26 protein-coding genes are annotated in these 24765 nt (G+C 37.1%); 7 read left to right on the forward strand and 19 right to left on the reverse strand.

The window, feature by feature from the left end; genetic code table 11:
* Positions 1-85 precede the first annotated feature (85 nt).
* The 3 genes from MOK21_RS07065 to MOK21_RS07075 form a co-directional block, all read right to left on the reverse strand.
* Complete coding sequence (locus MOK21_RS07065) at positions 86-853, reverse strand: enoyl-CoA hydratase/isomerase family protein (RefSeq protein ID WP_249073237.1); 768 nt, start codon at positions 851-853, stop codon at positions 86-88.
* 163 nt (positions 854-1016) lie between these two features.
* Complete coding sequence (gene rpmF / locus MOK21_RS07070; protein ID WP_010858320.1) at positions 1017-1190, reverse strand: 50S ribosomal protein L32; 174 nt, start codon at positions 1188-1190, stop codon at positions 1017-1019.
* A gap of 24 nt (positions 1191-1214) precedes the next feature.
* Complete coding sequence (locus MOK21_RS07075) at positions 1215-1748, reverse strand: YceD family protein (protein WP_249073238.1); 534 nt, start codon at positions 1746-1748, stop codon at positions 1215-1217.
* Between the two features lie 195 nt (positions 1749-1943).
* Between MOK21_RS07075 and MOK21_RS07080 the strand changes: the two genes are divergently transcribed.
* Positions 1944-3155 (forward strand): nucleotidyltransferase, encoded by a 1212-nt coding sequence (locus MOK21_RS07080; RefSeq protein WP_249073239.1) that lies wholly within the window; start codon positions 1944-1946, stop codon positions 3153-3155.
* A gap of 685 nt (positions 3156-3840) precedes the next feature.
* Here the strand turns inward: MOK21_RS07080 and MOK21_RS07085 are convergent.
* Positions 3841-4887: a SepM family pheromone-processing serine protease gene (locus MOK21_RS07085; protein WP_249073240.1), complete on the reverse strand. Its 1047-nt coding sequence runs from the start codon at positions 4885-4887 to the stop codon at positions 3841-3843.
* Positions 4888-4988: 101 nt separating this feature from the next.
* Here MOK21_RS07085 and MOK21_RS07090 point away from each other — a divergent pair, with 101 nt between their 5' ends.
* On the forward strand, positions 4989-5906 hold the full coding sequence (locus tag MOK21_RS07090) for a hypothetical protein (protein WP_249073241.1): 918 nt from the start codon (positions 4989-4991) through the stop codon (positions 5904-5906).
* Positions 5907-5991: 85 nt separating this feature from the next.
* On the opposite strand, the gene coaD is transcribed toward MOK21_RS07090, so the two are convergent.
* The 3 genes from coaD to MOK21_RS07105 form a co-directional block, all read right to left on the reverse strand.
* The gene (gene coaD, locus MOK21_RS07095; protein WP_249073242.1) at positions 5992-6483 is read right to left on the reverse strand and encodes a pantetheine-phosphate adenylyltransferase; all 492 of its coding nucleotides are present in this window, start codon (positions 6481-6483) and stop codon (positions 5992-5994) included.
* Between the two features lie 65 nt (positions 6484-6548).
* On the reverse strand, positions 6549-7109 hold the full coding sequence (gene rsmD / locus MOK21_RS07100) for a 16S rRNA (guanine(966)-N(2))-methyltransferase RsmD (RefSeq protein WP_249073243.1): 561 nt from the start codon (positions 7107-7109) through the stop codon (positions 6549-6551).
* Positions 7110-7266: 157 nt separating this feature from the next.
* Entirely contained in the window at positions 7267-8694 is a 1428-nt protein-coding gene (locus MOK21_RS07105) for an RNA polymerase II (protein ID WP_249073244.1), read from the reverse strand.
* 56 nt (positions 8695-8750) lie between these two features.
* On the opposite strand from MOK21_RS07105, the gene MOK21_RS07110 reads away from it, so the two are divergent.
* On the forward strand, positions 8751-9140 hold the full coding sequence (locus MOK21_RS07110; RefSeq protein ID WP_249073245.1) for a DUF7147 family protein: 390 nt from the start codon (positions 8751-8753) through the stop codon (positions 9138-9140).
* Between the two features lie 2 nt (positions 9141-9142).
* Here the strand turns inward: MOK21_RS07110 and MOK21_RS07115 are convergent, their stop codons facing one another.
* Positions 9143-9415 (reverse strand): YlbG family protein, encoded by a 273-nt coding sequence (locus tag MOK21_RS07115; RefSeq protein ID WP_132357596.1) that lies wholly within the window; start codon positions 9413-9415, stop codon positions 9143-9145.
* Between the two features lie 233 nt (positions 9416-9648).
* On the opposite strand from MOK21_RS07115, the gene MOK21_RS07120 reads away from it, so the two are divergent.
* Complete coding sequence (locus tag MOK21_RS07120) at positions 9649-10548, forward strand: glycerophosphodiester phosphodiesterase family protein (RefSeq protein ID WP_249073246.1); 900 nt, start codon at positions 9649-9651, stop codon at positions 10546-10548.
* A gap of 495 nt (positions 10549-11043) precedes the next feature.
* On the opposite strand, the gene MOK21_RS07125 is transcribed toward MOK21_RS07120, so the two are convergent.
* The 3 genes from MOK21_RS07125 to MOK21_RS07135 form a co-directional block, all read right to left on the reverse strand.
* The gene (locus tag MOK21_RS07125) at positions 11044-11340 is read right to left on the reverse strand and encodes a DUF1871 family protein (protein WP_249073247.1); all 297 of its coding nucleotides are present in this window, start codon (positions 11338-11340) and stop codon (positions 11044-11046) included.
* 527 nt (positions 11341-11867) lie between these two features.
* Positions 11868-12920, reverse strand: coding sequence for a tartrate dehydrogenase (locus MOK21_RS07130; RefSeq protein ID WP_249073248.1), 1053 nt, complete (start codon positions 12918-12920; stop codon positions 11868-11870).
* Between the two features lie 167 nt (positions 12921-13087).
* The gene (locus MOK21_RS07135) at positions 13088-13534 is read right to left on the reverse strand and encodes a YlbF/YmcA family competence regulator (protein WP_249073249.1); all 447 of its coding nucleotides are present in this window, start codon (positions 13532-13534) and stop codon (positions 13088-13090) included.
* Between the two features lie 87 nt (positions 13535-13621).
* Between MOK21_RS07135 and MOK21_RS07140 the strand changes: the two genes are divergently transcribed.
* Positions 13622-14128, forward strand: a complete 507-nt coding sequence (locus MOK21_RS07140) for a PaaI family thioesterase (protein WP_249073250.1) — start codon at positions 13622-13624, stop codon at positions 14126-14128.
* Here the strand turns inward: MOK21_RS07140 and MOK21_RS07145 are convergent.
* Positions 14103-15578, reverse strand: coding sequence for a UDP-N-acetylmuramoyl-L-alanyl-D-glutamate--2,6-diaminopimelate ligase (locus MOK21_RS07145; protein WP_249073251.1), 1476 nt, complete (start codon positions 15576-15578; stop codon positions 14103-14105). The genes MOK21_RS07140 and MOK21_RS07145 overlap by 26 nt on opposite strands.
* A gap of 191 nt (positions 15579-15769) precedes the next feature.
* Positions 15770-16894 (reverse strand): CAP domain-containing protein, encoded by a 1125-nt coding sequence (locus tag MOK21_RS07150; protein WP_249073252.1) that lies wholly within the window; start codon positions 16892-16894, stop codon positions 15770-15772.
* A gap of 145 nt (positions 16895-17039) precedes the next feature.
* Here MOK21_RS07150 and MOK21_RS07155 point away from each other — a divergent pair, with 145 nt between their 5' ends.
* A complete protein-coding gene (locus tag MOK21_RS07155; RefSeq protein ID WP_249073253.1) occupies positions 17040-17405 on the forward strand; it encodes a YugN family protein in 366 nt (121 codons plus the stop codon).
* Positions 17406-17612: 207 nt separating this feature from the next.
* Complete coding sequence (gene ytvI, locus MOK21_RS07160; RefSeq protein ID WP_249073254.1) at positions 17613-18677, forward strand: sporulation integral membrane protein YtvI; 1065 nt, start codon at positions 17613-17615, stop codon at positions 18675-18677.
* Positions 18678-18710: 33 nt separating this feature from the next.
* Here ytvI and MOK21_RS07165 read toward each other — a convergent pair whose 3' ends face one another.
* The 6 genes from MOK21_RS07165 to coxB form a co-directional block, all read right to left on the reverse strand.
* Positions 18711-19172 (reverse strand): DUF420 domain-containing protein, encoded by a 462-nt coding sequence (locus MOK21_RS07165; protein ID WP_249073255.1) that lies wholly within the window; start codon positions 19170-19172, stop codon positions 18711-18713.
* A 41-nt stretch (positions 19173-19213) separates the two neighbouring features.
* The gene (gene ctaG / locus MOK21_RS07170; protein ID WP_249073256.1) at positions 19214-20137 is read right to left on the reverse strand and encodes a cytochrome c oxidase assembly factor CtaG; all 924 of its coding nucleotides are present in this window, start codon (positions 20135-20137) and stop codon (positions 19214-19216) included.
* Between the two features lie 600 nt (positions 20138-20737).
* Positions 20738-21082, reverse strand: a complete 345-nt coding sequence (locus MOK21_RS07175) for a cytochrome C oxidase subunit IV family protein (RefSeq protein WP_249073257.1) — start codon at positions 21080-21082, stop codon at positions 20738-20740.
* Position 21083: 1 nt separating this feature from the next.
* Positions 21084-21710, reverse strand: a complete 627-nt coding sequence (locus tag MOK21_RS07180; protein ID WP_249073258.1) for a cytochrome c oxidase subunit 3 — start codon at positions 21708-21710, stop codon at positions 21084-21086.
* Positions 21710-23593, reverse strand: a complete 1884-nt coding sequence (gene ctaD / locus MOK21_RS07185; protein ID WP_249073259.1) for a cytochrome c oxidase subunit I — start codon at positions 23591-23593, stop codon at positions 21710-21712. The genes MOK21_RS07180 and ctaD overlap by 1 nt, the downstream gene beginning before the upstream one ends.
* Before the next feature lie 41 nt (positions 23594-23634).
* Positions 23635-24723 (reverse strand): cytochrome c oxidase subunit II, encoded by a 1089-nt coding sequence (gene coxB / locus MOK21_RS07190; protein ID WP_249073260.1) that lies wholly within the window; start codon positions 24721-24723, stop codon positions 23635-23637.
* Positions 24724-24765 lie beyond the last annotated feature (42 nt).

Below are 24765 nucleotides of genomic sequence, written 5' to 3' on the forward strand. Positions count from 1 at the left end.
TACTATATGCATGAGCGAGCAAAATAGAATCATCGAAATAAAAAAGACAGTGACTATGTTTCGTTATAATCACTGCCGTTATACATTATTTATTGTTTTTCTTTGTTAGGAAATTAGCAACTGCCTCGTGGTGAGCTTCACTTTCCCACAATTTCGCACATGTACGAACTTCCTCCATAACACGTTCATACATATTACGCTCACGCCATTTACGAAGTTCAATTTCTTTATAAGCCTTATGAACAGAAGGATGAATTTTACGCATATGTTCGATAAAATCATTCAACGCCGATTCTTTTGAACCTTCAAAAACACGCATTGCCCAACCAATCTCATATAGTAATTCAGCCGGATAAGGCTTCGCATCGACTAGCATCTTCATCGCACGATCATGGCGTAACCCTCGTTCAAATAAGTATGTACCGCCTCCCCAGCCACTCGTAATCGCTAATGTCCCCTGTATAAAACCACACTTCGCATGACTTGCTACTAGACGAAAATCGCAAGCTGTTGCAATTTCGCAGCCTCCACCAACTGCCGTTCCGTTGATTAACGCAATCGTTGGCACAGGCAATGTCGCAAGGTCATATAATATTTCACCCATCTTACCTAACATACCAAATGCTTCATCCTCTGTTTCGAGTGAATGGAATTCAGATAAATCGCCTCCCGAGCAAAACGATTTATCCCCTGCACCCGTTACGACTAAAAAACGTACATCATCATGATTTCGAATATATGTAATGACCTCTTGTAGCCCATCCATAACCTCATCATTAACTGCATTCCGTTTTTCTTCTCGATTAATCGTAAACGTCATAATACCTTCTTTGTTATCAATTAGATACGCCATACCATTTCCCCCTTTGTCCCGATGGATAAATTGTATCATACAATTATTATAGTACTATATATCTTTTCATTATTGCCGAAAGATTCCGTCTTTTCTAGTCAACAAAAAGGCTAGTAAAGAGCCATGGTCTCTCTACTAGCCTTTTAAGTGAGCAAACACTGTATTATTTGCTAACTACTTCTTTACCTTTGTATTGTCCGCAAGCTTTGCAAACACGGTGTGATAATTTAGCTTCACCACAGTTTGGGCAAGCTACCATACCAGGTACAGATAGTTTGAAATGCGTACGACGCTTTCTTTTTGCAGTTTTAGAAGTTCTTCTAAATGGTACAGCCATTGATGGCACCTCCTTACAGATCGTCTATTCGTCTGTTTGATCAAAATACTTAGCTAATGTAGCAAGTCTTGGATCCACTTTTTGTTCATCAGCTTTTTTGTGTAGTTCAACGTCTTCATCCGTTGCGTAAGACCAGTTTTTGCCACCTTGCACTTGCCCTTCAGAATTCTCCTTGAACACTTGCAAAGGTACCTCAAGAAGCACTAGCTCCTCAATAACCGGCTTCATGTCGATTACTTCACCATCGAGATAGTGAATATCTCCGTCATCTTCCTCTCGTTTTTCCTTGTCAATCCAGCTGAAAACTTCAACTGTCTCAACTTCGATAGGAAACTCAACGTCTTCCCACGTGCGTGCACATGGTAATGTTAACGTCGCTGTCACAGTTAGCTGACATGTCATTTGCGATGCACCGAAAGTACATAGCCCTTTTACATGAATGGGCGAAATTGCTCGAATATCCTGGTTTCGCTCCATCACCTCGTCCAATTGGACATAGGCATCGATTGGCATCCCGTCTTGGCGGTACTTAGATAATTGATGAATTGACCATTTCATTCGTTTAATCACCTCGAGACAACACTGTTGATTATATAATGTGTAAAAATAGATGTCAAGATAATTTCTTGTCACCACAATAAAACCCACCTATAATTAAATATTATAAATCGTATATTTGCTCCAAACCGTTCTAGTAAGAAAAAGCTCCATAGAAGAACGAAAGCAAATGATATTAATAAAGGGGGCTTAAATTTGCAAGCAGTCGGAATAGTTGTTGAATACAATCCTTTTCACAACGGACATGCCTATCATTTGGAACAGGCAAAAAAAGTAGCACACGCGGATATTGTCATCGCAGTCATGAGTGGGAATTTTTTGCAACGCGGTGAACCAGCCATGGTCGATAAATGGACACGCACAAAAATGGCTCTCGCAGGTGGTGTGGATATTGTCATTGAGCTACCCTACGTTTATAGTACCGCACCTGCAACTGATTTCGCAAAAGGAGCAATTTCCTTACTATCTGCCATTGGTTGCGATTCTTTTGCATTTGGAAGTGAAGATGGTTCCATTCAACCCTTTATGAATACGTTTCAGCTTATTAATAGTCATCGCACTGAATATAACGCTTTTATTAAAGAGAGCCTTAAAACGGGTGCAAGCTATCCTAAAAGTCTACACTATGCCTATGAACAGCTTTCTCAAAAGTTCCCTGCCACATACATTGATTTAGGACAACCAAACAATATACTTGGTTTTCATTATATTGAGGCTGCCATGTCACTAGGTAGTGATATTAAACCTTTAACGATCCCTCGCATTGTTGCAGGTTACCATGACGCTTTGCAAGAAGGGGCATCCATTGCTAGTGCCACAGGAATACGCAAGGCTTTAGCAACAAACAATACGCTACAAAGCGTGCAAGATTTTCTCCCTAAAGCATCATTTGATTATTTAGCTGATTGGCATGGGAAATATGGTGAATTTGCAAGTTGGGAAACTTTTTGGCCTTTTTTACAGTTTACACTTATTCGCCACACACCACATGAACTTACGCGCTACGCTGAAGTATCAGAAGGCATTGAGAATGCTCTAATTAAGGCAGCGAAAACGAGTCATTCATTCAGTAGCTTTATGGAGAAAATCAAATCAAAACGTTATACATGGACGCGACTTCAACGTATGCTCACACACATTTATACCGGGTTTACAAAGGAACAGTTGCAAAGCTTTGACACACCATCTAGTATACGTTTACTGGGGATGAGTAAGAAGGGACAGAGCTATTTAGGCATGCATAAAAAAGATATCCCTTTACCTTTAATCAGTCGTGTTGCAGCAACGGATGACGCTATGCTTGCTGTAGATATTCATGCAGCAGAGATATACAATTTAAGTATTGAACAAAGAGCAAAAGAGCACAGTCTCCCAAAAGATTATCAAACACCACCGATTCGGTTTTAAGTAATATAAGAATATAAAGGATGCCAGAGAAAATTCTTCTAGCATCCTTTTATGTTGTTGTAAAAAATGATCACAATTAGAGAGACCAAAAGGATACATGCTGAGTAAAGTGGTTGATTGGAGTGGAGGATGGGTGACTCCTCGGGGATCAGCGATAGAGGAACGAAGGCTAAAACCATCACATCCTGTGATAACGCCTTCGTGACCAACATCCTGCTGGCCCGAGACCCTGGAGCGAGCAACGCGAGTGAAGCGGCTCATCGGACGCCCCCAGGAAAGCACCCAGCCGGAACGGAAATCAATCCCTCGCTTTGGCGAAGAGTCATATTAATTATGATGCCAGAAATTCTTCTAGCATCCTTTTTGCTGTTAGAAAACAAATTATATCAGTGACAAAATGACGTCCAACTTTTTAGTTTTATCAGAACGCTTCTAGGAATTATCGGCCAACTTTTGAATTTTATCGACTAACTTTTACGTTTTATCACCCAACTTTTGAATTTTATCGACCAACTTTCACGTTTTATCACCCAACTTTTAGTTTTTATCGACATCCACCTTCCAAAGGGCAAAAAAAGGATTCAACACAAAACTATGTGTGAATCCTTACTTTATTATCCCGCCCAGGATATCACCTTAATTTAGGGTGACTCCCCCTCGAAAGCGCGGAGTTACGGATAAAACTTTATTTCGGCTGTAACTTTTTTAAATATGCAATTGCATCATCTACCGTTTTAACCGGAACTATTTTCATTTTTGTTTTAATTTCTTTCGCAGTCTTTACTGCTGTAGCATAATTAGATTCCAAATCAGGATATTTAGCTTTCATCTCTGGGGTAATTTCATCATCTGGTGCAAAAAAGATTTCCATACCATCACGATCAGCAGCAATGACTTTATAGTCTATGCCACCAATTCTTCCAACAGAGCCATCAACCAGCATTTCCCCCGTCCCCGCAATAGCATAGCCTTTCGTTAAATCTTCTTCAAGAAGTTGGTCTAAAATTTCTAAGGTAAACATTAGCCCAGCAGATGGACCTCCAATATCCTCCGTTTTCATAGACACCGTAGGATTTGTTTCAATCGACTTACTTTCAGTATAAGTAATACCTAACCCCGCTCTTTTTTCTTCTGCTGCAGGGATTTCTTTTAATGTAATCGTTACCTCTTGTTCTTTTTCATTTCGTATATATTTAATGGTCACTTTATCCCCAAGTTGCTTTGGCTTCAGAAGGTCAACAAGCATTTGTTGGTTTTTAATGTTTTGTCCATCAACTTCAATAATTTCATCACCAGCTTTTAATATACTATCCGAAGCACCGCCATCTAGGACATTTAATACAAAAACACCGTTAAAGAGAACTTTGGTTTGGAGGCCCGCTCTCTGAAAAGCTACATACTTCGCATTAAATTGGGAATCAGACATCAATTTAAACTGCCGAACATTATATTCCTCTTCATCCTCTAATGGATTTCGAACTTGACTAATATCCATTAGTTTTTGATATTTTTGAGTTTTTGCCCATAAATATGAAAAAGGAGTAGCTTGCTGCATAGCCACCGTCATTAAGCTCATGGATCCTTTCTCATCGGTATGGCTATTGTCAACGTTAACAAATTTACTGACATCATAAGCACTTCCTGGCTTCATGATATAAGCGTCTAGTCGGTATAACATTAAAAAACAAATCACGACTAATAACACTGCATAAATACTAATTTTTTTCTTCAAAAGAAAAACACCTCCTAGGACGCTTGCAAAACCATACGTTCATGTTTTTGCCTTTTTTACATATATTGATTTTAGCATTTGCCTATGTGAATGACAAAAAGTTGAAACGAGATGATAACATGTATGCGATAATTCAAATAGCGATTTGCATAGTTCTTATTCTATTACTCTTGTTATTCCCACAAACTGCTCATAACGGTACTGATTTAGGTTTAAATCTTTTTATGGATGCCCTTTTCCCGTATTTATTACCTTACCTTATTTTAACGCAATGGCTGCTACGTTTAACGGCTCCTATGCGCACGAAAACAAAAAGAGCTTCTTTATACGTACAAGCCTATATCATTAGCGCACTTGGGGGATATCCATCTGGAGCAACAACAATTGTTTATTTAAAAAATAGTGGGCAATTACATCCTAAAGAAGCAAATTTTTTATTAGCCGTATGTCATGCACCAAGCCCTCTTTTCGTACTAGGCTTTGTAAGCCTTGATTTATTACACAGTAATACGTTTGGATGGATGTTTTTATGTTTACTACATAGTTTTAATATATGTTGTTTAATAACAGGTTACTTCTTATTTCGTAAAACGGATCCTCCTAGCATCTCCATACACAATACGCCTTTATATACAGCGCCATTTTCTGAAAGCATTAAAGAAACAGCACCAACAATACTATTAGTTGGCACTACAATAATTTTTTTCACTACCATCCAGACGATTGTCCAGCAAGGCTTAGATTCATTGCTACCTAAACTGCCCTATACAGCTGAGCTTTCCATAGCTGCAATTCTTGAAGTGACAAATGGTCTTAAAATGACCGTCTCAGCTTTTCCAAACTTTTCGTATTTACCATTACTAGTTGTTATGTTGTTGACCATGCAAAGTATAAGCATTCACTTACAAATTTTCGTCATTGCAAAATCAGCCAAGCTGTCCGTTCGACCATATCTAAAATTCCGCCTACTTAGCATAATCATTGTACCCACTATTTATGCTCTTTTTTTCTTAAAATAAATAAACGTTTGCTTCCACAATAATTCTTATATCCATTTTTTATCCAAACAAAAAGGATGTCTTAAAACAAGACATCCTTTTACTTTTATTTTCCAAAATTATATTTTTCTTTTAACGCTTCTACCACACAAGTAGGAACAAGCTCGCTGACATCACTACCATATTTCGCAACCTCTTTGACAATGCTTGAGCTTAAGAATGAATATTGATTTTTCGTCATAATGAAAAACGTTTCAATGGTTTCATCAAGAAAACGGTTCATCGAAGTGATTTGCATTTCGTATTCAAAATCCGAAACAGCACGTAAACCACGAACAATCGCTTTTGCTTTTTTTTCCTTAGCATAGTCTATTAAAAGCCCCGATGAACTTTCAATACGCACATTAGGCAATGTTTTAGTTACTTCAGCCATTAAAGCCATACGCTCTTCTACTGAAAATAACGGCTGCTTGGATGAATTATTTAAAACAGCAACATAAACTGTGTCAAATACATCTGCCGCCCGTTTAATAATATCTAAGTGACCAAATGTCACCGGATCAAAACTTCCAGGAACTACAGCAACTTTCTCTGACAACCTATTCTCCCTCTTCCTCTATGCAACGATTAATATCGCCTTGTGCATCTTCATTTAGTGGTTGTTTAGACACTCATTGAATGAAGATAAACGGATATAATCGTTCCGCCATATGTTTCTTGTCTCTTTAATACGAAATCCCCGAATCTCTGTGGTAATTCTACTTCTTTTGCATGTTCACATAAAATAATGCCATCATGTTGAATTTTATCATTGTCTACAAGAATCTGCACTAAATCATAATATTCTTTTTGATGATATGGTGGATCTAAAAAAACTAATTTAAACGTAATATCACGTTTTAATAACGCTTTCACAGCACGTTTCGCATCAATACGAAAAAGCTCAGAGCAATCCTCGTAACGACATTTTTTTATGTTTTCCTGAAGTATTTGGAACGCCTTTGCATCCTTTTCGATAAAAACGGCATGCTCAGCTCCTCTACTTAAAGATTCGATACCTAAGCCACCGCTCCCCGCAAATAAATCGAGCGCTGTACCTCCATCAAAGAATGGACCAATAATATTAAATATGGATTCCTTTACTTTATCAGTCGTAGGTCTCGTCGTGTTCCCTGCAATTGCCTTTAACGGCATCCCTTTTCGTTCTCCTGCTACAACTCTCATAGGCAAATCACCGTACTTTCTTATTCCATCTATCAATTTCGCCTTGGCGTAATTGTTGTTATTGCTGTATGTGCTGTTGCTTCACCCTCACTACAAAAAACTGTTTGAAGATAAAAGCATTTTTGCAGCGAAGGACGAACCTCCGCTGCAAAAAAATTTATTCTTGTTCTTGAGTTAACATTTTAATATCGATACGATCATCACTTTTTTGTAATTCTACTAAAAATAATCGTTGTAGCCAAGCTTCTTCAACATAATAATTATTGGCAATTTTAATAATTGGTTCTGAAATAGTCGAATATCTACGTTGATTGAATACATAAAATCCAGGTTCTTTCGGGAATCGGAAGGTACGATTATCACTATTGATATAATAGCCATTTTTACCTTCACCAGCTGTATAGCCTAGATAAGGTAACAATTTATCAGCATTATAAAATACTTGCCCTTCATAAAGTATTACATGAACATCTTCTCTCAAAACGTCATTAACGTAAACACTTCGACCATCTTCAAATAATAGTGGATATGTGCCCTTTTCTTGAGCTGCGTTCAACTTAAAATAGGATGTTTTTACATTTAACACTTCGGATAAAAGATCGTCCATTGACGCAGGGGAAATTGGCTCTTCTCCAAGCTTTTCCAAGGCTTCCTGCCATGCCGTCTCTTGATTAGTTGTCATATATTCTTTTAACGTCTTCACGATTTTCTGTGCTTTATCTGAGCCAATCGTATCCTTCACTAAATAGGATGCCATAACTTCCGGCAACCAAGTTGGTGAATCTTTAAACTTATATTGCGACTTTATTTGCGACATTATAACTTCCTGTTCAACGGCTTGTTCAGTTAGCTCTGGCAAAAATAAAAGTCGGTCATCATGTTCTTTCACGGGATTCTTTTCTTGAATAATAGCTATATGTTGATCATTCAAAAACTTACCCTTCTCCAATGATTTCAAGAAATCTTTTGAAATAGCACCCGGGGCATAAATAGATAACACCGGAGTTTGCTCTTGTACTTTTAAATTACCCGTTTGCCAATAAATATCACGAACTGTACCATACCCACTAAACATTGTATAGTTTACAAGTGATAGTTTTTGCTGACCTACTAAAGGCAAGCCTGTTATCCATTGACCAACAATTTTACTATCAGTTGAAATATGTACAACAGAATAAGATGATTCCCCATTCGTTAATGTGGCGAAAACATTTTGGATGAGCATTTTATCTTTTAAGCCACCCTTAATCGGAATTATGTATGAAACAGATTGTGATTTAGTCTCTCCTTTTTTAAAATATGAGACTTCTTTTGATAAGCGATCACAGCTTTTTTCATTATCGATAAAGCAACTAGGATGTACGGCATTTTCTGGCCACTTGATTTTCACTTTTTGATTGGGTAAATTTTTAAAATGTTGACGAATATCCAGACTATTTTCTCGATAGACAATTTCTATCTCTTGCGAATAACTGAATTCGCCATTGCCTGTTTCTAAGTCAGACGAATAAGCATGGTACTGAAAAAATAACGTTCCGGTAATGATTAGTACTAGAATGGAAAAAAAACTCATTGCAAATTTCATGTGCTTGACCTCCCGCAGCATGATACTATGTGTATTGGAAAGGATGTGCAATTTTTATGCCACAACAATTTATAGAATTAGGTGAGGGCTATGGTGATGTTTACGAGCTGCTTGAAATCGTGAGAACTAATCAAGATCGCTTCCACCAAGCCTTTATACTAACATCCACTAAAGAAGAAAAAAAGGTTGCCTCTTTAGCAGTCGCTTTAAAACCAGTCGGTGAAAGTAAATTCATGCCGATTTATATTTGTCGAGAAGGCATCCCTTATCATGAAGAGCAGCCTTCACAACGACAAAAAATGTTTGAAGAAAGTATTAAACGACTAGATAGAAAAGCGGTTGTTGTAGAAATAAAGCACTCTTCTATATTTTCGGAACCAAAACTATTTTATCAATACTTAATCGGAATAATGAGACTTCATCACTATATCCCGGCGTTAAAATAATATTATAGACCTGCTTTATAGTCATATTCTTTCGCTTTATCTGGTTTTGCATTTTCATACTCAGTTTTAACAAATGGACGATAAGACTTTACAACGTCTTTCACGAATGGAAGGCGTTGTAGTTTTGTTGTCATTGATTCAATTTCCTCTCGCTCGCAATAAATGACTACATATTTTTGCCTTCGAGAAATATAAAGAACATGACCATATTTTCGAAGAGATTTCGCATGTTTTAATTGATGGACGTAAACGATTAGTCCTTGGCGTTCGTTCATAGTATTCCCCTCATTTCTTACATAAAAGAATACCATAGACCGGAAAATGATAGCAACAGAGTTTAGCTGACAGAACGCTCGATTTTCCGTTATAATGGAAAAGCATACAACGTTGACTAAGCGTTTTACATTACTTATGCAAACTATAGAATACTAGTTTATTGCTCACTGAAAATTAAAAAGTGAAATTGCCGGTACTATTTATATTAATTTAATTGTTAAGGAGGACGAATATGGGTAAGAAAACAAAGATTGCACTTGCAATCGCAGCGGCAAGTGCAGCGGCTTGGGCAGGTAGTAAAGCTATTTCTAAACCTCAACAACGAGAAGGTAAACAAGCATTACAATTTGATCACCCAATTATTCTCGCACATCGTGGTGGTGCTCATTTAGCGCCTGAGCATACAATGCCAGCTTTTGAAAAAGCCGCACAGTTAGGTGTTGACGGCTTTGAAATAGATATTCGCTTAACCAAAGATGAGGAAATTATTGTTTTCCACGATGATACTGTCGATCGTACGACAGACGGCTATGGACTTGTGGCAGACATGACTTTAGCAGAAATAAACGCATTAAACCACGGTTATCAATTTGAAGATTTGGATGGGGAATTTCCTTATCGGGATGAAAAAATAGACGTAGTAACATTACGTGAACTTTTAGTAACTTATCCAAACATGTTAGTAAATATTGATATTAAAGATGCACCGGATACGTATGAAGGAAGTTTAATGCCATCTAAACTATGGCGTTTAATTGAAGAGCTTGGTGTTGAAAATCGAGTAGTTGTCACAAGCTTTTACGGTGAGCAGATCGATCGCTTTAATTTATATGCACAAAATCAAGTAGCACTTGGTGCAGGTGAATCAGATGTTCGTAAAGCATTCGCTTCTTTCTCAAGTCAGTTCGGACATTTATATCATCCAAAAGTAGACGTATTCCAGATACCACCTAAGTCAGGAGTAATTACACTAGAATCTCCGAAGTTTATCCAGTTTTTAAACAACTTAAACATCCCCGTTCATTATTGGACTATCAATGATGTAGCAACAATGAACAAATTAATTCACAATGGTGCAAAAGGAATCATTACAGATCGACCTGATATTGCTGTAGAGTTACTACAAAAATAAGAACAAAGAAATGGAGGATTCCCTCCATTTTATTATGGTTAACACATTGATTGGTAAGGGCCCCTTCAAACAGCCCTAACCTTTAGCGGCAATGATACGTATGTTAACCATTATAATCACCAAGGTACTAACGAGATCTTTACGAATAAGTAAATTTTTTAACGATAAGCATACTACTTTGTCATACACATCGTTTGAAAATTGTAAATAACATGGTAAAGTTTACTTAATAAAACAGATAATTAAAAGGACCGTACAGCGCTCGCAACGCTTGTACAGTCCTAGAACAAAATAAATCGCTTCAAAGGCGATTGGCACTGAGAGAGTAAATCATTCCCTAACCGGCCAAGGTATTCAAGGGGTGATTTACTTTTTTTCGTAAAAGTAAATCACATCGAAAATACTAACACGACTAATGAAGAAAAACTAAAAGTCTTATGGGGCATGAGAAAAGCGAAACAACTAGGATCTACTCTCAATTAAGCGGGAGGCTACTCAATGATCTTCAAGTAAGTTCTGTTCACTTTCATTTTTCGGAATTTGACTGTTATTGACATTGTTCCAAATTTTTAAAGCAATTGGATAACAAGTATCAATCGAATATACTTCATCCAACATTTCAATAAAGACCTCCCGTATCACTACTGCTAATTTTTCAACAGATGTTGCTGTTGGTAGAAGCTCTACAATATATCTTATTTCTGGGTTATATTCATCCTCAGGTGTTTGATGTAAAAATTGCTTCGGATCCCAATCATCAATTACTTCTTTAACAATTTTATAGTGGTTCATAATATCCCTCTTTTGAAATATTGTATTTTTGGTAATCTATACCACTCCATTATTCAACTAACCTGTTCCTTTACTTTAAAACGTTCAAAACTAACAAAAGTTCCAATTATGAATAATTTTAACAATTTAAATTATCGAAAATCCATCTCTTCTTATTGAAGAAACCTGCCCCTTAGTTCCCTCGTTTGATCCAATTTCTATTACCTTCATCTTCCTCTGTTTCATTAAAAACTATAAGAACTATAAAAATCACATCAACATATATAGTATTTAACCATAAAAAAAGAACAGTAGGTTAACGTAGAATACGTTAACTACTGCTCGTAATTATAGTCTATATAAAGTGTTAATGATTCGTATACCGTCATCGACACCACCTCCTTTCTCTTTGCAAAAGCAAAGTAAGAAGATAGGATGCCGACCACCCTTTAAACCTTTATTTTGTAAACTTAATTATAACATTTTTGTTTAGATTAAACAAAATTCTTCAAGCGGTGTAAAGAAAAGCCCACTGTTTATACCTTTTACTATTGCAAATGATTTAATACCGCATCCGTAACATCACGCAATGTCGCTTTTCCTCCCAAATCGCCCGTTTTAATACCTTCTGCTAATGTTGCTTCTATCGCGTTTAGCACTTTTGTACCTAGCTCATGATATCCTAAAAAATCAAGCATCATTTTACCTGTCCAAATTTGTCCAAGTGGATTTGCTATTCCTTGACCTGCAATATCAGGAGCGGAGCCATGGACTGGTTCAAACATGGATGGGTAATGTCGTTCTATATTTAAATTTGCAGCTGGTGCAATTCCGATACTTCCCATAATTGCACCACCTAAGTCAGTTAAAATATCACCAAATAAATTTGATGCAACGATTACATCAAAGTTTTCAGGCTTCATCACTAAAAAGGCAGCTAAGGCATCAATATGATTAGATACTTGTTCTATGTTATCGTAATCTTTACCTACTTGTGCAAATACCTCATCCCAAAAAGGCATACTGTACGTAATGCCATTAGATTTTGTCGCACTTGTAACATGCTGGCGACGAGTTTTCGCCATTTCAAATGCATATCGCATTGCACGCTCTGTTCCCTTCCTTGTAAAAATAGCATTTTGGATCGCCACCTCATCCTGTCCACTATGTATTCTACCACCACTCTCAGCATACTCTCCCTCTGAGTTTTCACGGACAACAACAAAATCAAAATCATTTGGGTTGCGTAAAGGCGAAGGCAAACCTTTGAGTAACTTTGCTGGACGTACATTAATAGATTGCTTCATCTCACGACGGATTTTAATAAGTAGCCCCCATAATGAAATGTGATCCGGTACTAAATCTGGCATGCCTACAGCACCTAAAAAGATTTGATCATAGCCTTTCAAAATTTCAATACCGTTATCAGGCATCATTTTACCTGTCTCTAAATAATAATCACAACCCCACGGGAATGTTGTCCATTCAAATTGAAAGCTGCCATCTAATTGAGCGGCTTTATTCAGCACTTCTATCGCCGCTGGTACAACCTCTTTACCAATCCCATCTCCCGGTATAACGGCAATTCGATAAGTCTTCATCTGTTCATCCTCCTTTAATTTCTATAACGCCTATGCAATTACTATACAATTTTCCCGCAATCTTTACACCTGTTGTTTACGGATGACGATTTAGCATAATGCTAAAAAAGACTATATATAAACTCATCCGAGTTTGTATATAGTCTAAGAAAAAGTATAACCTTATTTTATGCAGAGCAAGAGCAAGAACCGCCTGACCCACATCCTCCACCACATGAAGAACCTGATGCAAAGAACGGATTACTTACAGGAACTTTTACCGCTTCTGAAACCGTTTTCCCTACAAGTAAGCTTATTTCGTCTAGTAAATCTTGAAAATCGTTCTCAGCAATCTTCAAAGCTGAAACTTTTTCATTTAAATCGAGTGCGCGCTTTTGCTGACGAATCGATTTCATAATTGTATGATAGTCCGGATGATATTTTCCGAAACGTTGTACATCTTCGTACTGCTCCTTCATGCGATTAAATGCGTAAATAGCTTCAACTAATTGGACATCGCTATATACAGCATCATACGCTTGCTGTAGCGTTTTCGCAGGCTCAGAGGAAAGAATCATCTCACAAAGCGCATCGGCCTCATCCAAAATGATTGCCCAGTCAGAGGTCATCATCATTTTTAATTCCCCCAATCTCTTACCCATCATAACAGATTTTATGGTAATTTTACATTAATGATATTTTTAAATGAAGGAGTTTTTACATTGGTACCATCGTCTAAAGGACAAATAGAACAATTACTTGCAGAAATTTTACAACATAGCACAGCTGAAGATGAGGAAGTGTTACTACATTTATTGTCTGGCCTGCGCGATAAACAACAAGGTATACATCGACGCTATATTAATGCTGCCTTACACATGGTTGGCAAATTTGAGCCTGAAGTTAGTGAAGTTCGTATTCCCATTACACCCGTCATCCATAATACCATTAAGGTACCGCACGGTGGGATTATTGCTACAATTGCAGATGCAGCAATGGGAGGACTTGCTTCGCGTTCAGTACCAGAAGGCTTTAATGTTGTCACAACAAACATGAATATCTCTTATATTGCTACAACAACCAACAAAGAACTAATTGCTCGTGGACGTTTCGTACATAAAGGGCGACAGACACTTGTAATGGAATGTGATATAGAGGATGAGACTGGACGAAAACTCGCTATTGCGACTGGTTCTTTCTTTGTCATTCAACGCCGTCCTCAGACATAAGATTTAAAAAGTAATCTCGAATACATTGTTGATCGGAAAAAGGGAATTTTTGATTTTTTATTTGCTGCGTCTGTTCATGCCCTTTTCCGGCAACAAGTACAATATCTCCTTTTTGTGCTTTTGCCAATGCTTGATGAATAGCAACTTTTCGATCTAGATAGATTTCATAATATTGCTGCTCAGTAAAACCAGCAATAATACTCTCGTTTATTAAAATCGGATCTTCATCACGTGGATTATCAGTCGTTAAAAAAATGATATCTGCATGCTTACTAGCCACCGCTCCCATTGCAAAACGCTTTGCCTTATCTCGATTTCCCCCACAGCTAAAAACAAGGTAAAGGGTTTTCGAGCGATCAAAAGTTTGCAAAACAGCCTGTAATGCCTCTGCAGTATGTGCGTAATCTACGTACACATCAATCCCAAATGGATTGTCTATTTTCTCCAGTCTTCCTTCTGGTAGCCTTAACAACCACATATGCTCTGCTATCTCTTCAATGGAGAAGCCTAGGCGCCATAATGTCATCAATGCTGCTACTGCATTTTGCACATGATATTTACCGATAAATGGTATTTCAACAATGTGTTCACTCGATGACGTTTGTAAACAAAGTACTGTTTTTCCAATTGATTCACTGACAATTTGGATATGTAAATCATTATGATTATCAAAGCCAAATGAGCAGGATTTTTTCTTATCATAAATACCGACGGAACGGCAAAAATTATCATCTCCATTTAGCACTAATTTTTTCGATAAATCTGCCAACCTTTTTTTGGCACGCTTATATGCCTCAAGCCCTCCGTGATCTTCTAAATGGTCCTCCGATAAATTTAAAAAAACACCACAATCGATATCACAATGATCAAGTCTATGTTGCTGTAATCCCATTGATGAAGCTTCTAAAACAACATGTGTAACACCATTTCGTACACATTGCTTTAAAATTGGATGTAACTCTTTTGCCTGTAATGTAGTTAATTGCTCATACACTGTTTGTTGTTTCTGTTCATTGATAAAAAATCCTACAGTTCCGATAACTGCAACGTTTTTATGTAAGGCTCTTAATAATTGGCTCACAAAATGACTCACTGTTGTTTTACCATTTGTACCTGTAATCGCAATGACCGTTAATGCTTCTGCGGGAAAGGCTGAAATCTTTGCACTCGCATATGATAAAAATAGGGATGTATTCGGAACCCAAACAAAAGGAATATTTTGATCAGTAATGGGTAATGAAATACTTTCCTCTGATACTATAGCGGCAGCACCCCGAGCTATTGCTTCTTTGACAAAACGACTTCCCGATGTTTTCTTACCCTTACGTACAATAAAAATATCCCCTGGTTTTACTGCCTGAGCATAATCCTCGACGCCTGTAATAGTTGTGCGAATGGATCCTCCGGTTACACTACATGGCCAATCTTTTAATAGTTCAGCTAATTGCAAGCTCCATTCCTCCTTTCGGTTCTCTATCATATGACGGCGTATGTAACGGTGTGACGAAAAATATAGGCGGTCATTGCGCTTACCTTTTTTCGTTTAAAGACGAAAAGACTGAAGACAAACTTGATTTCGCCAAGTTTATCTTCAGTCTTAAATTTCTATATATCCCACATTAACAAAGTCGTCCAATCACTTTATGGTGATGATTCATCAATATGTTCCATCGGTTCCTCGGAGTCTTTATTCTCTTTATCCAGCTCCGGAGAAGATGATTCTAAAAATATTTGCGTATAATAGTTTAAAAATACCCCAGATCCCACTGTTGTATATCGATCATTTAACATGACATTTCGATGCTCAGGTGAATTCAGCCAGCCGTGCATGACTTCGATTGCATCAAAATAATCAGTTGCAAGATTTTCATTCGCTTCACTATATTCGATTCCATGTGTTCCTAACCTCTTTTTTAAATCTCCATTTATTGGTGATTCATGACCAAGGAAATTTTGAACCTTCATATCTTCAGAATGCATTTTTGCAACTTCTTCTAACGATTGATCGATATTTAATGGAGCTAAATCATGTTGAACTCTTGTGATATTTATTAAATCATCAAGCTGTGCGGCATTTGCTTCATTAATTTCCTGCTGTAAAAAAGAAGATGGTGGTGTTGGTATAACTAGCTCACCTTGATAAGTCATTTCATAAGGTTGATGTAGAACAAGGGTTTTACTATTCGTAAAGCGTATTCCTTGTAGCTCTCCTGTTTCTCTATCTATATATAGTTGTGCAAAAAGCCCATCGAATTTTACAAGCAGTCGTGTCTGCATATCTTCTTCACTCATCGAGAAAACGAAAATATTTTTACCAACATTTGCAGTTACTTCATAATCAATGATGGTCATTCGGTATATATCGTCGCGCTTCTGACCAATCTTAAAAGGAGAAGCATCTAAGTCTTTACCAGCAATATAAACTTGTGTCACAACATTATTGTCAACACCTACCATGAAAAATGTAGAAGCACTTGCATTATAAATCCACCAATCATATCCGAATGAGGAAGATTCCTTTCGTACTGGTTTACCATATCTCTCCAAGACTACCTTTGCTTCTTTACCTATTAATGTCGACATTCCGCTTTTTGGACGTGTCGTTGCCCCCATTTCAGGCTGCTTTAATTCAGTTTTGGGAATAATATTTGAATTGGCATTCGGGCCTTTAAGTGGCTCGTTTTCACGTGGGGCTGTATTAAAAAACATAAAGCCAATCAACGCAACTGCAGCACATGCCATAAAAATGCGAAATAAAGCTTTCATACATGACTCCTTCTTATCACATTATTCTATTTATTATATCAATTGTAATTGGGTTGACACAATGTTGTCATTGCAACAATGTCGAATATGCTCTATTATAAAAATGAGCGTATACTTTGTACGAGAACCTAAAGGAGGATTATAGATGTATTTCGAAAATACTAACCTTGAAAATTTAACAGCTGATCAAGAACTTATTGTAAGCGTCATGAAAAAAAATGGTTTAGAATGTGATGGCGGCTGGGATTACGAGCGTATGACATTTGATAAGCGCTTCGATACTCGTGAAGGACGTTATTACCTACGTGTATTCTCATATGCAAAATCTGGTGATGTCGGTGCACACGATGCCATCCTAACATTAATGAAACCAGTACTTGGTAAGTACTACTATCCACACGGTGTAGAGTATGGTGACGATGAAGTTTATCCAGCTCATCTTGTAAAAAAATGTGAAGAAATCTTAAAAAAGGTTAAACTTGACCTAGAAGCTTTTGAAATTCGTGCATAATTTTAGATAGTTATTTCACGTTGCATACATGTCGATTAAACATCGAAATTATTTTATTTTTTTATTAGGATTCACAATAAATTGGCAACAGCATGCAGTGCAATAGCTATATCTGAAAAGACTGGTGGTCCAGTCTTTTTTATTTTGAGTAAAAATTTTATTTCTTCTCATACTAACTATATCTTTTACAGGATGTAGGTGAGATAAATGTTACAATTTTTAAAACACCCCTTTTTTCGCCATCCGATCATCGTTATAGCTACCGGAATTGCAATTCTCTGGTTTATATCCCTGTCATTACCCATACTACTTGCCTACGTAACTGCATTATTAGTGGAACCTGTCATCATACGAATGAGTAAACGGTTCCGAAAAAAACGCAAAATAATCGCATCCATTTTTTTCATGCTCTTTACAAGCATGACATTACTATTATGTATTCTCATTATATTTATAGGCTGGAAGCAATTTTCAACAATTATTATTCATATTCCTGAGTACCTCAATCAACTGTCAGCACTATGGATTCAAATACAATCCAAGCTTTCCAACTATACTTACCGTTTGCCCTTAGATCTTGTTATACAAATTCAAGATACGATAGCACGGGCCATATCTTCAATCGAGAAATATGCTCTTTCTTTAACAAATTTGAATGTTTGGTCATCTTTACTTACGTATATAACTTCTCGTTTGTTTGATATTTTTGTTTATTGGGTAGTATTATATATGTTTCTTTTAGAATTGCCGACTATTAATCGTAAAATGTTAGCGCCTATTCCGTTTCACCATCATCAAAAAATACTATTTATTGGACAGCGCGTAAAACTTGCTTTATTTGGTTTTTTGAAAGCACAATTTTTTGTTGGTATTTGCATTTTTGCGATAGCTTTTGCAACCTTTTATTTTCTTAAAGCCCCGTTCCCACTAATTTTATCACTCTTATTAGTCATTTTAGATTTCGTTCCTTTTTTAGATTCATTTATCGTGCTGATTCCTTGGGCAATCTACAAAGCCTTTACAGGTGAATATTTCTTTGCGGTCGTGCTAGTCGTACTTACGATCGCACAATTTTTAGTTCGGCGTATGATTGAGCCTAGAGTCATTGGAAATAAAGTTGGACTCTCCTCTTTAACAACGTTTATTGCCATGTTTATCGGTTTTAAAATGTTTGGATTTCTCGGTATTTTAATTGGTCCTTTACTCGTTGTTGTTGTCGTTTCCTTATTTAAGCAGACATCCATAAAAAATCTCCCACCTTCTCAAAAATAAGGAGGGAGATTTTTAATTATTTACTGAAATAACTTAAAACCCTAATATAGCTTTAATGACAGATGTTGTTTCACCTGGTTCAAACATTACATATAGTAGAATGTATACTAAAACTCCGGTAATAGCTACGAAGAACCAAATAATACTTGTAATTGGTCCAATGCGACGGTGAAGTTTGAGATTCGTTTTTAGACCTGAAATAATACTAACAATACCAAACACAGCGCCAGTTGTTGCAAGCGTAATATGGAAAATTAAGAAGAACGTATAATATGGTTTTAAATCTTCTCCCCCACCAAACGCTGTGTTCCCAATAAAGATTGTACGCGAAGCATATATAATAAAGAAGATTAGTGCTGCAACTCCTGCAGCAAGCATTACTTTTTTATGTGCCTCTACTTTTCTTTTTATAATTAAGCCCCAACCAATAGCTACAAGTACAGCACTAATAACGATGAATGATGTACTTATAGTAGGCAAAATTTGCAATTCCATTCACAAAACCCCTTATACAAAATAAATTTCTTTTTTTACAACTAATGTTGCTGTTGGCTTTCCCATTTCTTTTGATGTTCTTTTAATGCATCTGCAGTAATTTTATCAGGATCCTTTTGTTCTGAACGATACCAATTAATGAAGATTGCTCCAAGTAATACACCAAAAATAAGCTCTTGTAAAATCTTCATCAAAACGCCGCCTAGTTGCTGATCGGCAACAGCCGTCATATTTGTAAAGAGCTCTGGTCCTGAAAGAGATAAACTAGATAATGTAGAAGCCGGTACACAAAGTTCCATTGCCTTCAGCCACGCATCACCATTTGTATATGTTTCATACATAGCATTTGGCGCAAAAATAATTAATGCACACGCAGGTGTAATTAATACCGCATTAGCAATGATATAGGCTAATTTATGCAAAGGTTTCATTTGCGCACGATTCGGCATATTTTGAATCAAAGGCCAGTACATTAAGACAGCAGAAACAAATAATACAAATGTATATGTACCATGCAAAGTTTCGTTTAATTTAATGTAGTCTAAAACTGCAGGTAAATGGTAGAAAGAAAATAAACCAATAAATACAAATACCGAAACGACAGGGATTGTAAATGTTTTAAATAGAGTTTTAACTACTGGTGCTTCAATAGCAACCTTCCATACCCACCAAGGAATTCCCTTAATAATGAAAATCGGTACAAGTAACAATAAAATAGCCATTTGCACCATATGCATCGTAAACATAATGTGCGCCATTAAATCTATTGGTGATCCTTTAATAATATAAATCGTTACCATTGCCAGTACAAAATAAATAGCCTCTTCTTTTTTTAAAGGCTCACTTACTTTAAAATCCTTGCGCCACTTTGTTGTGACTAAAAAATAGATGACTGTTATGAAAACAAGAACCCCTATTAAATACGGGCTCCATAAAGCTTGGAAACCAAATATACTAAGTGGCATACAAAACGCACTCCTTTAACTTCAGTACTCCCATTATAGAACGCTTACACTTATTCTGCAATGAACGAAAGGTGAACAAATTACTATCTATCTATAGTTTACCTTTCTTACAGGATTATCATATTTATAGAAAAAATATTCGAAGTATAAAAACCCAACATGAATTATATTTTTTCTTATAAGCTCCTCACCAATAACGTGGGGGTTGATTTCCGTTCCGACTGGGCGCTTTCCTGGGGGCGTCCGATGAGCCGCTTCACTCGCGTTGCTCGCTCCAGGGTCTCATCTGTGACGCTAATCCCCAAGGAGTCGCCCAGTCTCCACTCCAATCAACCTATTCACATAGTATGTATTTTCTACCTGTCACTATAATTTAAATGATAAAACGTATCTTTAGGAAAGGGTTTGTCTGTGAAAAAGTGAAGCGGCAGCGGTAATGTAGCGGAGGACTCTCGACCATAGAAAAAGCGAGAGCCTAGAACAGAAATCACTTTCACATGAATTATATTAGTTCTTACCTGCTCAACACTATATCGTGAATAGAACCCAAAAAGAAAAGCACGTTCCTACATAAAGTAGGGAACGTGCTTTTTTTGGTGATTACCACCAAATAATTGTTAAAAATGCTAAGAAGAATGTAAATGCGATTAGTATACCCATCCACATGAAGAAGCCAATTACACCACCGAAGTGTGTTTTTTTGTCTTCTAAGTGCATGAAAGCGTAAAGTTGAAGGACAACTTGAACACTAGCAAGCAATAAAATAAGCGGTAATACTAAGTATTTAGAAAAATCAGCAGCAACTACTGCGAATGCGATAAACGTAAAGAAAATCATAATCGCAAAGTTGATAACTTGTTTACGCATATGAACGGCATTATGATGACGATCATACTCGTATTGTGCCTGAGTCTTAGCAACTATAGGTGTATCGTGTGTAGACATATTATCCGATCACTCCCATCAAGTATACTACTGTAAAGATGAATACCCAAACTACGTCGATAAAGTGCCAGTATAAAGCAGCCACGAAGAATTTAGGTGCATTGTATAGGTTAAGACCACGCTTAGCATTACGTAGCATTAACGTAGCAAACCACACAAGACCTAATGTTACGTGGAAACCATGTGTACCAACTAATGAATAAAACGCAGTTGAGAACGCAGATTGGTCAAAAGTAAAGCCTTTGTGTACATAGTGGTAGAACTCATAGATTTCAAGACCTAAGAATCCAAGACCTAAAAGTAATGTAATACCAAACCAAGTTTGCATAGCTTTAAAGTTAAAGTTACGCATATGGTAAATGGCATAAACAGACGTTAGTGAAGATGTTAATAATAACATCGTCATAGCGAAAGCTAAAGGTAATTCAAATAAACTTTGTGTTGTGAACTCCATGCCAGCAGGCCCTTTGTTCTTAAGCGCTAGATAAGTAGCGAATAAACTTGCGAAAAGTACAACTTCACAGGCAAGGAAAATCCAGAAACCAACAACTTTATTTTTCCCTTCCATCGTCGCTTGTTCAGGATGATCTGGCCAAGTATGAGGAGTAAATTTAGTATTGAAATCCATTATTTATTTCCTCCTTTGCCGTAAAGATGTTCTTCAATTTCAAGAATTTCTTCTTTGTGTAAGTGGAAGCCGTGATCGTCCTTAACAGAACGGAAAATCATAGCACCAAATGTAATTGCAAGACCACCAATTAACACATAAATTGACCATGGTTTATCAGGATCTTGATTATAAAGAGCACCGAATGCTGCGATAAACAAGCCCACAGAAATAACAAATGGGATAGCTGAGTTGTTTGGCATATGAATATCACCGATTGGCTCAGCAAATGTAATTTCTTTATTACCTTCTTGCTTTTCAATCCACCATGGATCTAAACCACGAACAAGTGGTGTTTGACGGAAGTTATAGAATGGGATTGGTTGTGGAATTGACCATTCTAATGTACGTCCATCGCCCCATGGGTCGCGACCTGCTGGTTTGCCTTTGATAGACATTAAGCAGTTGATTACCATTAAGATAACCCCTACACCCATCATTAATGCACCGATTGTAGAGATATAGTTGAACTGATCCCAACCTTGACCTTCCATGTACGTGAATACGCGACGTGGCATACCCATTAAACCTAAGAAGTGTTGAACGAAGAACGTTAAATGGAATCCGATAAAGAATACCCAGAACGTAATTTTACCAAGTGTTTCGTTTAACATACGGTTGAAGAAAATTGGCCAGTAGAAGTGCGCTGAACCGAATAACGCTGTTACGATACCACCAACGATTACGTAGTGGAAGTGAGCAACGATAAAGTAAGAATCGTGTAATTGGTAGTCAAGAGGTGCAGATGCTTGCATTACCCCTGTAACACCACCCGCAACGAATGACGGGATGAAACCAAGTGCATAAAGCATTGGTGTTGTAACTTTAATAGATCCGCCCCAAATAGTTAAGATCCAGTTGAATACTTTCATACCTGTTGGAACGGCAATTGCCATTGTTGCAACAGCAAAAATTGCGTTTGCTGTTGGCCCAAGACCAACTGTAAACATGTGGTGAGCCCAAACCATGAACCCTAAGAAACCGATTAAAATTGTTGCGAATACCATTGAAGAGTATCCAAATAAACGTTTACGAGAGAACGCTGGAATAATCTCAGAGAATAAACCGAATGCCGGTAATACTAAGATATAAACCTCTGGGTGTCCGAAGATCCAGAATAAGTGTTCCCAAATAATTGTGTTACCACCCATTAAATGGTCAAAGAAGTTACCACCGAACATGCGGTCAAATAACATCATTAATAAACCAATTGTTAGTGGAGGGAATGCGAATAGGATTAATGCACTTGATACAAGCGCAGTCCAAGTGAATAATGGCATACGCATGAATGTCATACCTGGAGCACGCATTGTAATAATCGTTACGATAAAGTTAAGACCTGAAATTAATGTACCTGCCCCTGATATTTGTAAACCTAGAACATAGAAGTCAATACCATGTCCAGGAGAATATAAAGATAATGATGCATAAGAAGTCCAGCCCGCATCAGGAGCACCACCCATAAAGAATGATAGGTGAAGGAATACTGCACCTAGGAAGAATAACCAGAACCCTAAAGAGTTAAGGAACGGGAATGCTACGTCACGCGCACCAATTTGTAATGGTACAAGCATGTTCATAAATGCAAATAGTAATGGAGTCGCAGCTAGGAATAACATTGTTGTTCCGTGCATTGTTAATAATTGATTGAAAAAACCAGCTGATACGAAATCGTTATTTGGCTGCATTAATTGAATACGCATTAATAACGCTTCAAAACCAGCGATAGCAAAGAACAATGTACCGGCTAATAAATACATTACGGCTAACTTTTTATGGTCAACAGTTGTAATGTATTCCCAGACAGTTGCTCCAAAGCCCTTTTTCTGTGTGTATGAGCTCACAACTTTTACCTCCCTCAAAGTTTGTTACATAAAAGTTAAAATTATTTCTCAACAGATAAGCCCATGATATAAGTTGCTAGAGCTTGAATTTCTTCGTCAGTTAAATCACCATAAACTGGCGCAGTACCTTCTGTGTTCATCATTAAGTTGCCTGGTTTAAACTGCCCAGGATCCTTAATCCATGCTTTTAAGTTTTCTTCGTTATGTTCTAAGAAACCAGCAACTCGGTTACGGTCACCGAATGCAGTTAAGTTAGGACCTGGTGTACCTGGAGCGCTTGTACCCGATACAGCATGACAACCCATACAGCTCTTAGCAAATGTTGCTTCCCCTAGATCAGTTGAAGTTTTATCAGCTAGTTTTTTATCTGTTGCTTTCATTGAAGCTACCCATGCATCAAATGCATCAGGGCTTAATGCTTTAACTTTGAAGTCCATTAAAGCATGTGAAGGACCACATAATTCAGCACATTTACCATAGAATACGCCGTCTTTAAGGTCTTTTGATTCTTTATCGAATTCTAGATAGAACTTGTTTAAGTTATCAACGTTCGTATCCATTTTACCGCCTACAGCAGGAATCCAGAATGAGTGCTTAACATCGGCAGCTTTTAAGTTAAAGTAAACTTTTTGACCTGTTGGTACAACTAATTCTTGTGCAGTTACAATACCTTGGTTAGGATATTCAAACTCCCACCAATATAATTTTGCAGTTACATTTACTGTAAGTGCTGTTTTGTCACCGTTCTCATCTACTTCGTCCATCGCAGCAACATCTGCAAATTTGTAAGTAGCCGTAACAACTGGTACAGCTAAGATTAATAATAAAATAATTGGAATAACTGTCCAAATCACTTCAAGAGTGTGACTTCCTTCTACTTGCTTAGGAATAACGTTTTCGCCAACTTTTGAACGGCGGAATTTTAAGAATGCAAGTAAATAGATAACGGATACTACTACTACAACCAACGTCATAATTCCAGTAGCTAACATTAATAGGTTGAATTGTTCTTTACCTACTTGACCAGATGGTTTAAGTGCAGAAATATAATCTTCACCACAACCAGAAAGGAAAACCATCATCACTGCTAGTAGTGAAAAAAGACGCCATTTTTTAAGCCCTTTCATCATAGCTTAATTAAACCCCTCTTTCTTTGTTGTATTTTCATGTGT

It is taken from the genome of Lysinibacillus sp. BPa_S21, from assembly GCF_023337795.1.
Taxonomy (GTDB): domain Bacteria; phylum Bacillota; class Bacilli; order Bacillales_A; family Planococcaceae; genus Lysinibacillus.

Coding starts and splice junctions, on each gene's coding strand:
- MOK21_RS07065 (WP_249073237.1), bottom strand. CDS start 853: ATGGCGTATCTAATTGATAACAAAGAAGGTATTATGACGTTTACGATT.
- rpmF (WP_010858320.1), bottom strand. CDS start 1,190: ATGGCTGTACCATTTAGAAGAACTTCTAAAACTGCAAAAAGAAAGCGT.
- MOK21_RS07075 (WP_249073238.1), bottom strand. CDS start 1,748: ATGAAATGGTCAATTCATCAATTATCTAAGTACCGCCAAGACGGGATG.
- rsmD (WP_249073243.1), bottom strand. CDS start 7,109: ATGAGAGTTGTAGCAGGAGAACGAAAAGGGATGCCGTTAAAGGCAATT.
- MOK21_RS07105 (WP_249073244.1), bottom strand. CDS start 8,694: ATGAAATTTGCAATGAGTTTTTTTTCCATTCTAGTACTAATCATTACC.
- MOK21_RS07110 (WP_249073245.1), top strand. CDS start 8,751: ATGCCACAACAATTTATAGAATTAGGTGAGGGCTATGGTGATGTTTAC.
- MOK21_RS07115 (WP_132357596.1), bottom strand. CDS start 9,415: ATGAACGAACGCCAAGGACTAATCGTTTACGTCCATCAATTAAAACAT.
- MOK21_RS07120 (WP_249073246.1), top strand. CDS start 9,649: ATGGGTAAGAAAACAAAGATTGCACTTGCAATCGCAGCGGCAAGTGCA.
- MOK21_RS07125 (WP_249073247.1), bottom strand. CDS start 11,340: ATGAACCACTATAAAATTGTTAAAGAAGTAATTGATGATTGGGATCCG.
- MOK21_RS07130 (WP_249073248.1), bottom strand. CDS start 12,920: ATGAAGACTTATCGAATTGCCGTTATACCGGGAGATGGGATTGGTAAA.
- MOK21_RS07135 (WP_249073249.1), bottom strand. CDS start 13,534: ATGATGATGACCTCTGACTGGGCAATCATTTTGGATGAGGCCGATGCG.
- MOK21_RS07150 (WP_249073252.1), bottom strand. CDS start 16,894: ATGAAAGCTTTATTTCGCATTTTTATGGCATGTGCTGCAGTTGCGTTG.
- MOK21_RS07155 (WP_249073253.1), top strand. CDS start 17,040: ATGTATTTCGAAAATACTAACCTTGAAAATTTAACAGCTGATCAAGAA.
- ytvI (WP_249073254.1), top strand. CDS start 17,613: ATGTTACAATTTTTAAAACACCCCTTTTTTCGCCATCCGATCATCGTT.
- MOK21_RS07165 (WP_249073255.1), bottom strand. CDS start 19,172: ATGGAATTGCAAATTTTGCCTACTATAAGTACATCATTCATCGTTATT.
- ctaG (WP_249073256.1), bottom strand. CDS start 20,137: ATGCCACTTAGTATATTTGGTTTCCAAGCTTTATGGAGCCCGTATTTA.
- MOK21_RS07175 (WP_249073257.1), bottom strand. CDS start 21,082: ATGTCTACACACGATACACCTATAGTTGCTAAGACTCAGGCACAATAC.
- MOK21_RS07180 (WP_249073258.1), bottom strand. CDS start 21,710: ATGGATTTCAATACTAAATTTACTCCTCATACTTGGCCAGATCATCCT.
- coxB (WP_249073260.1), bottom strand. CDS start 24,723: ATGATGAAAGGGCTTAAAAAATGGCGTCTTTTTTCACTACTAGCAGTG.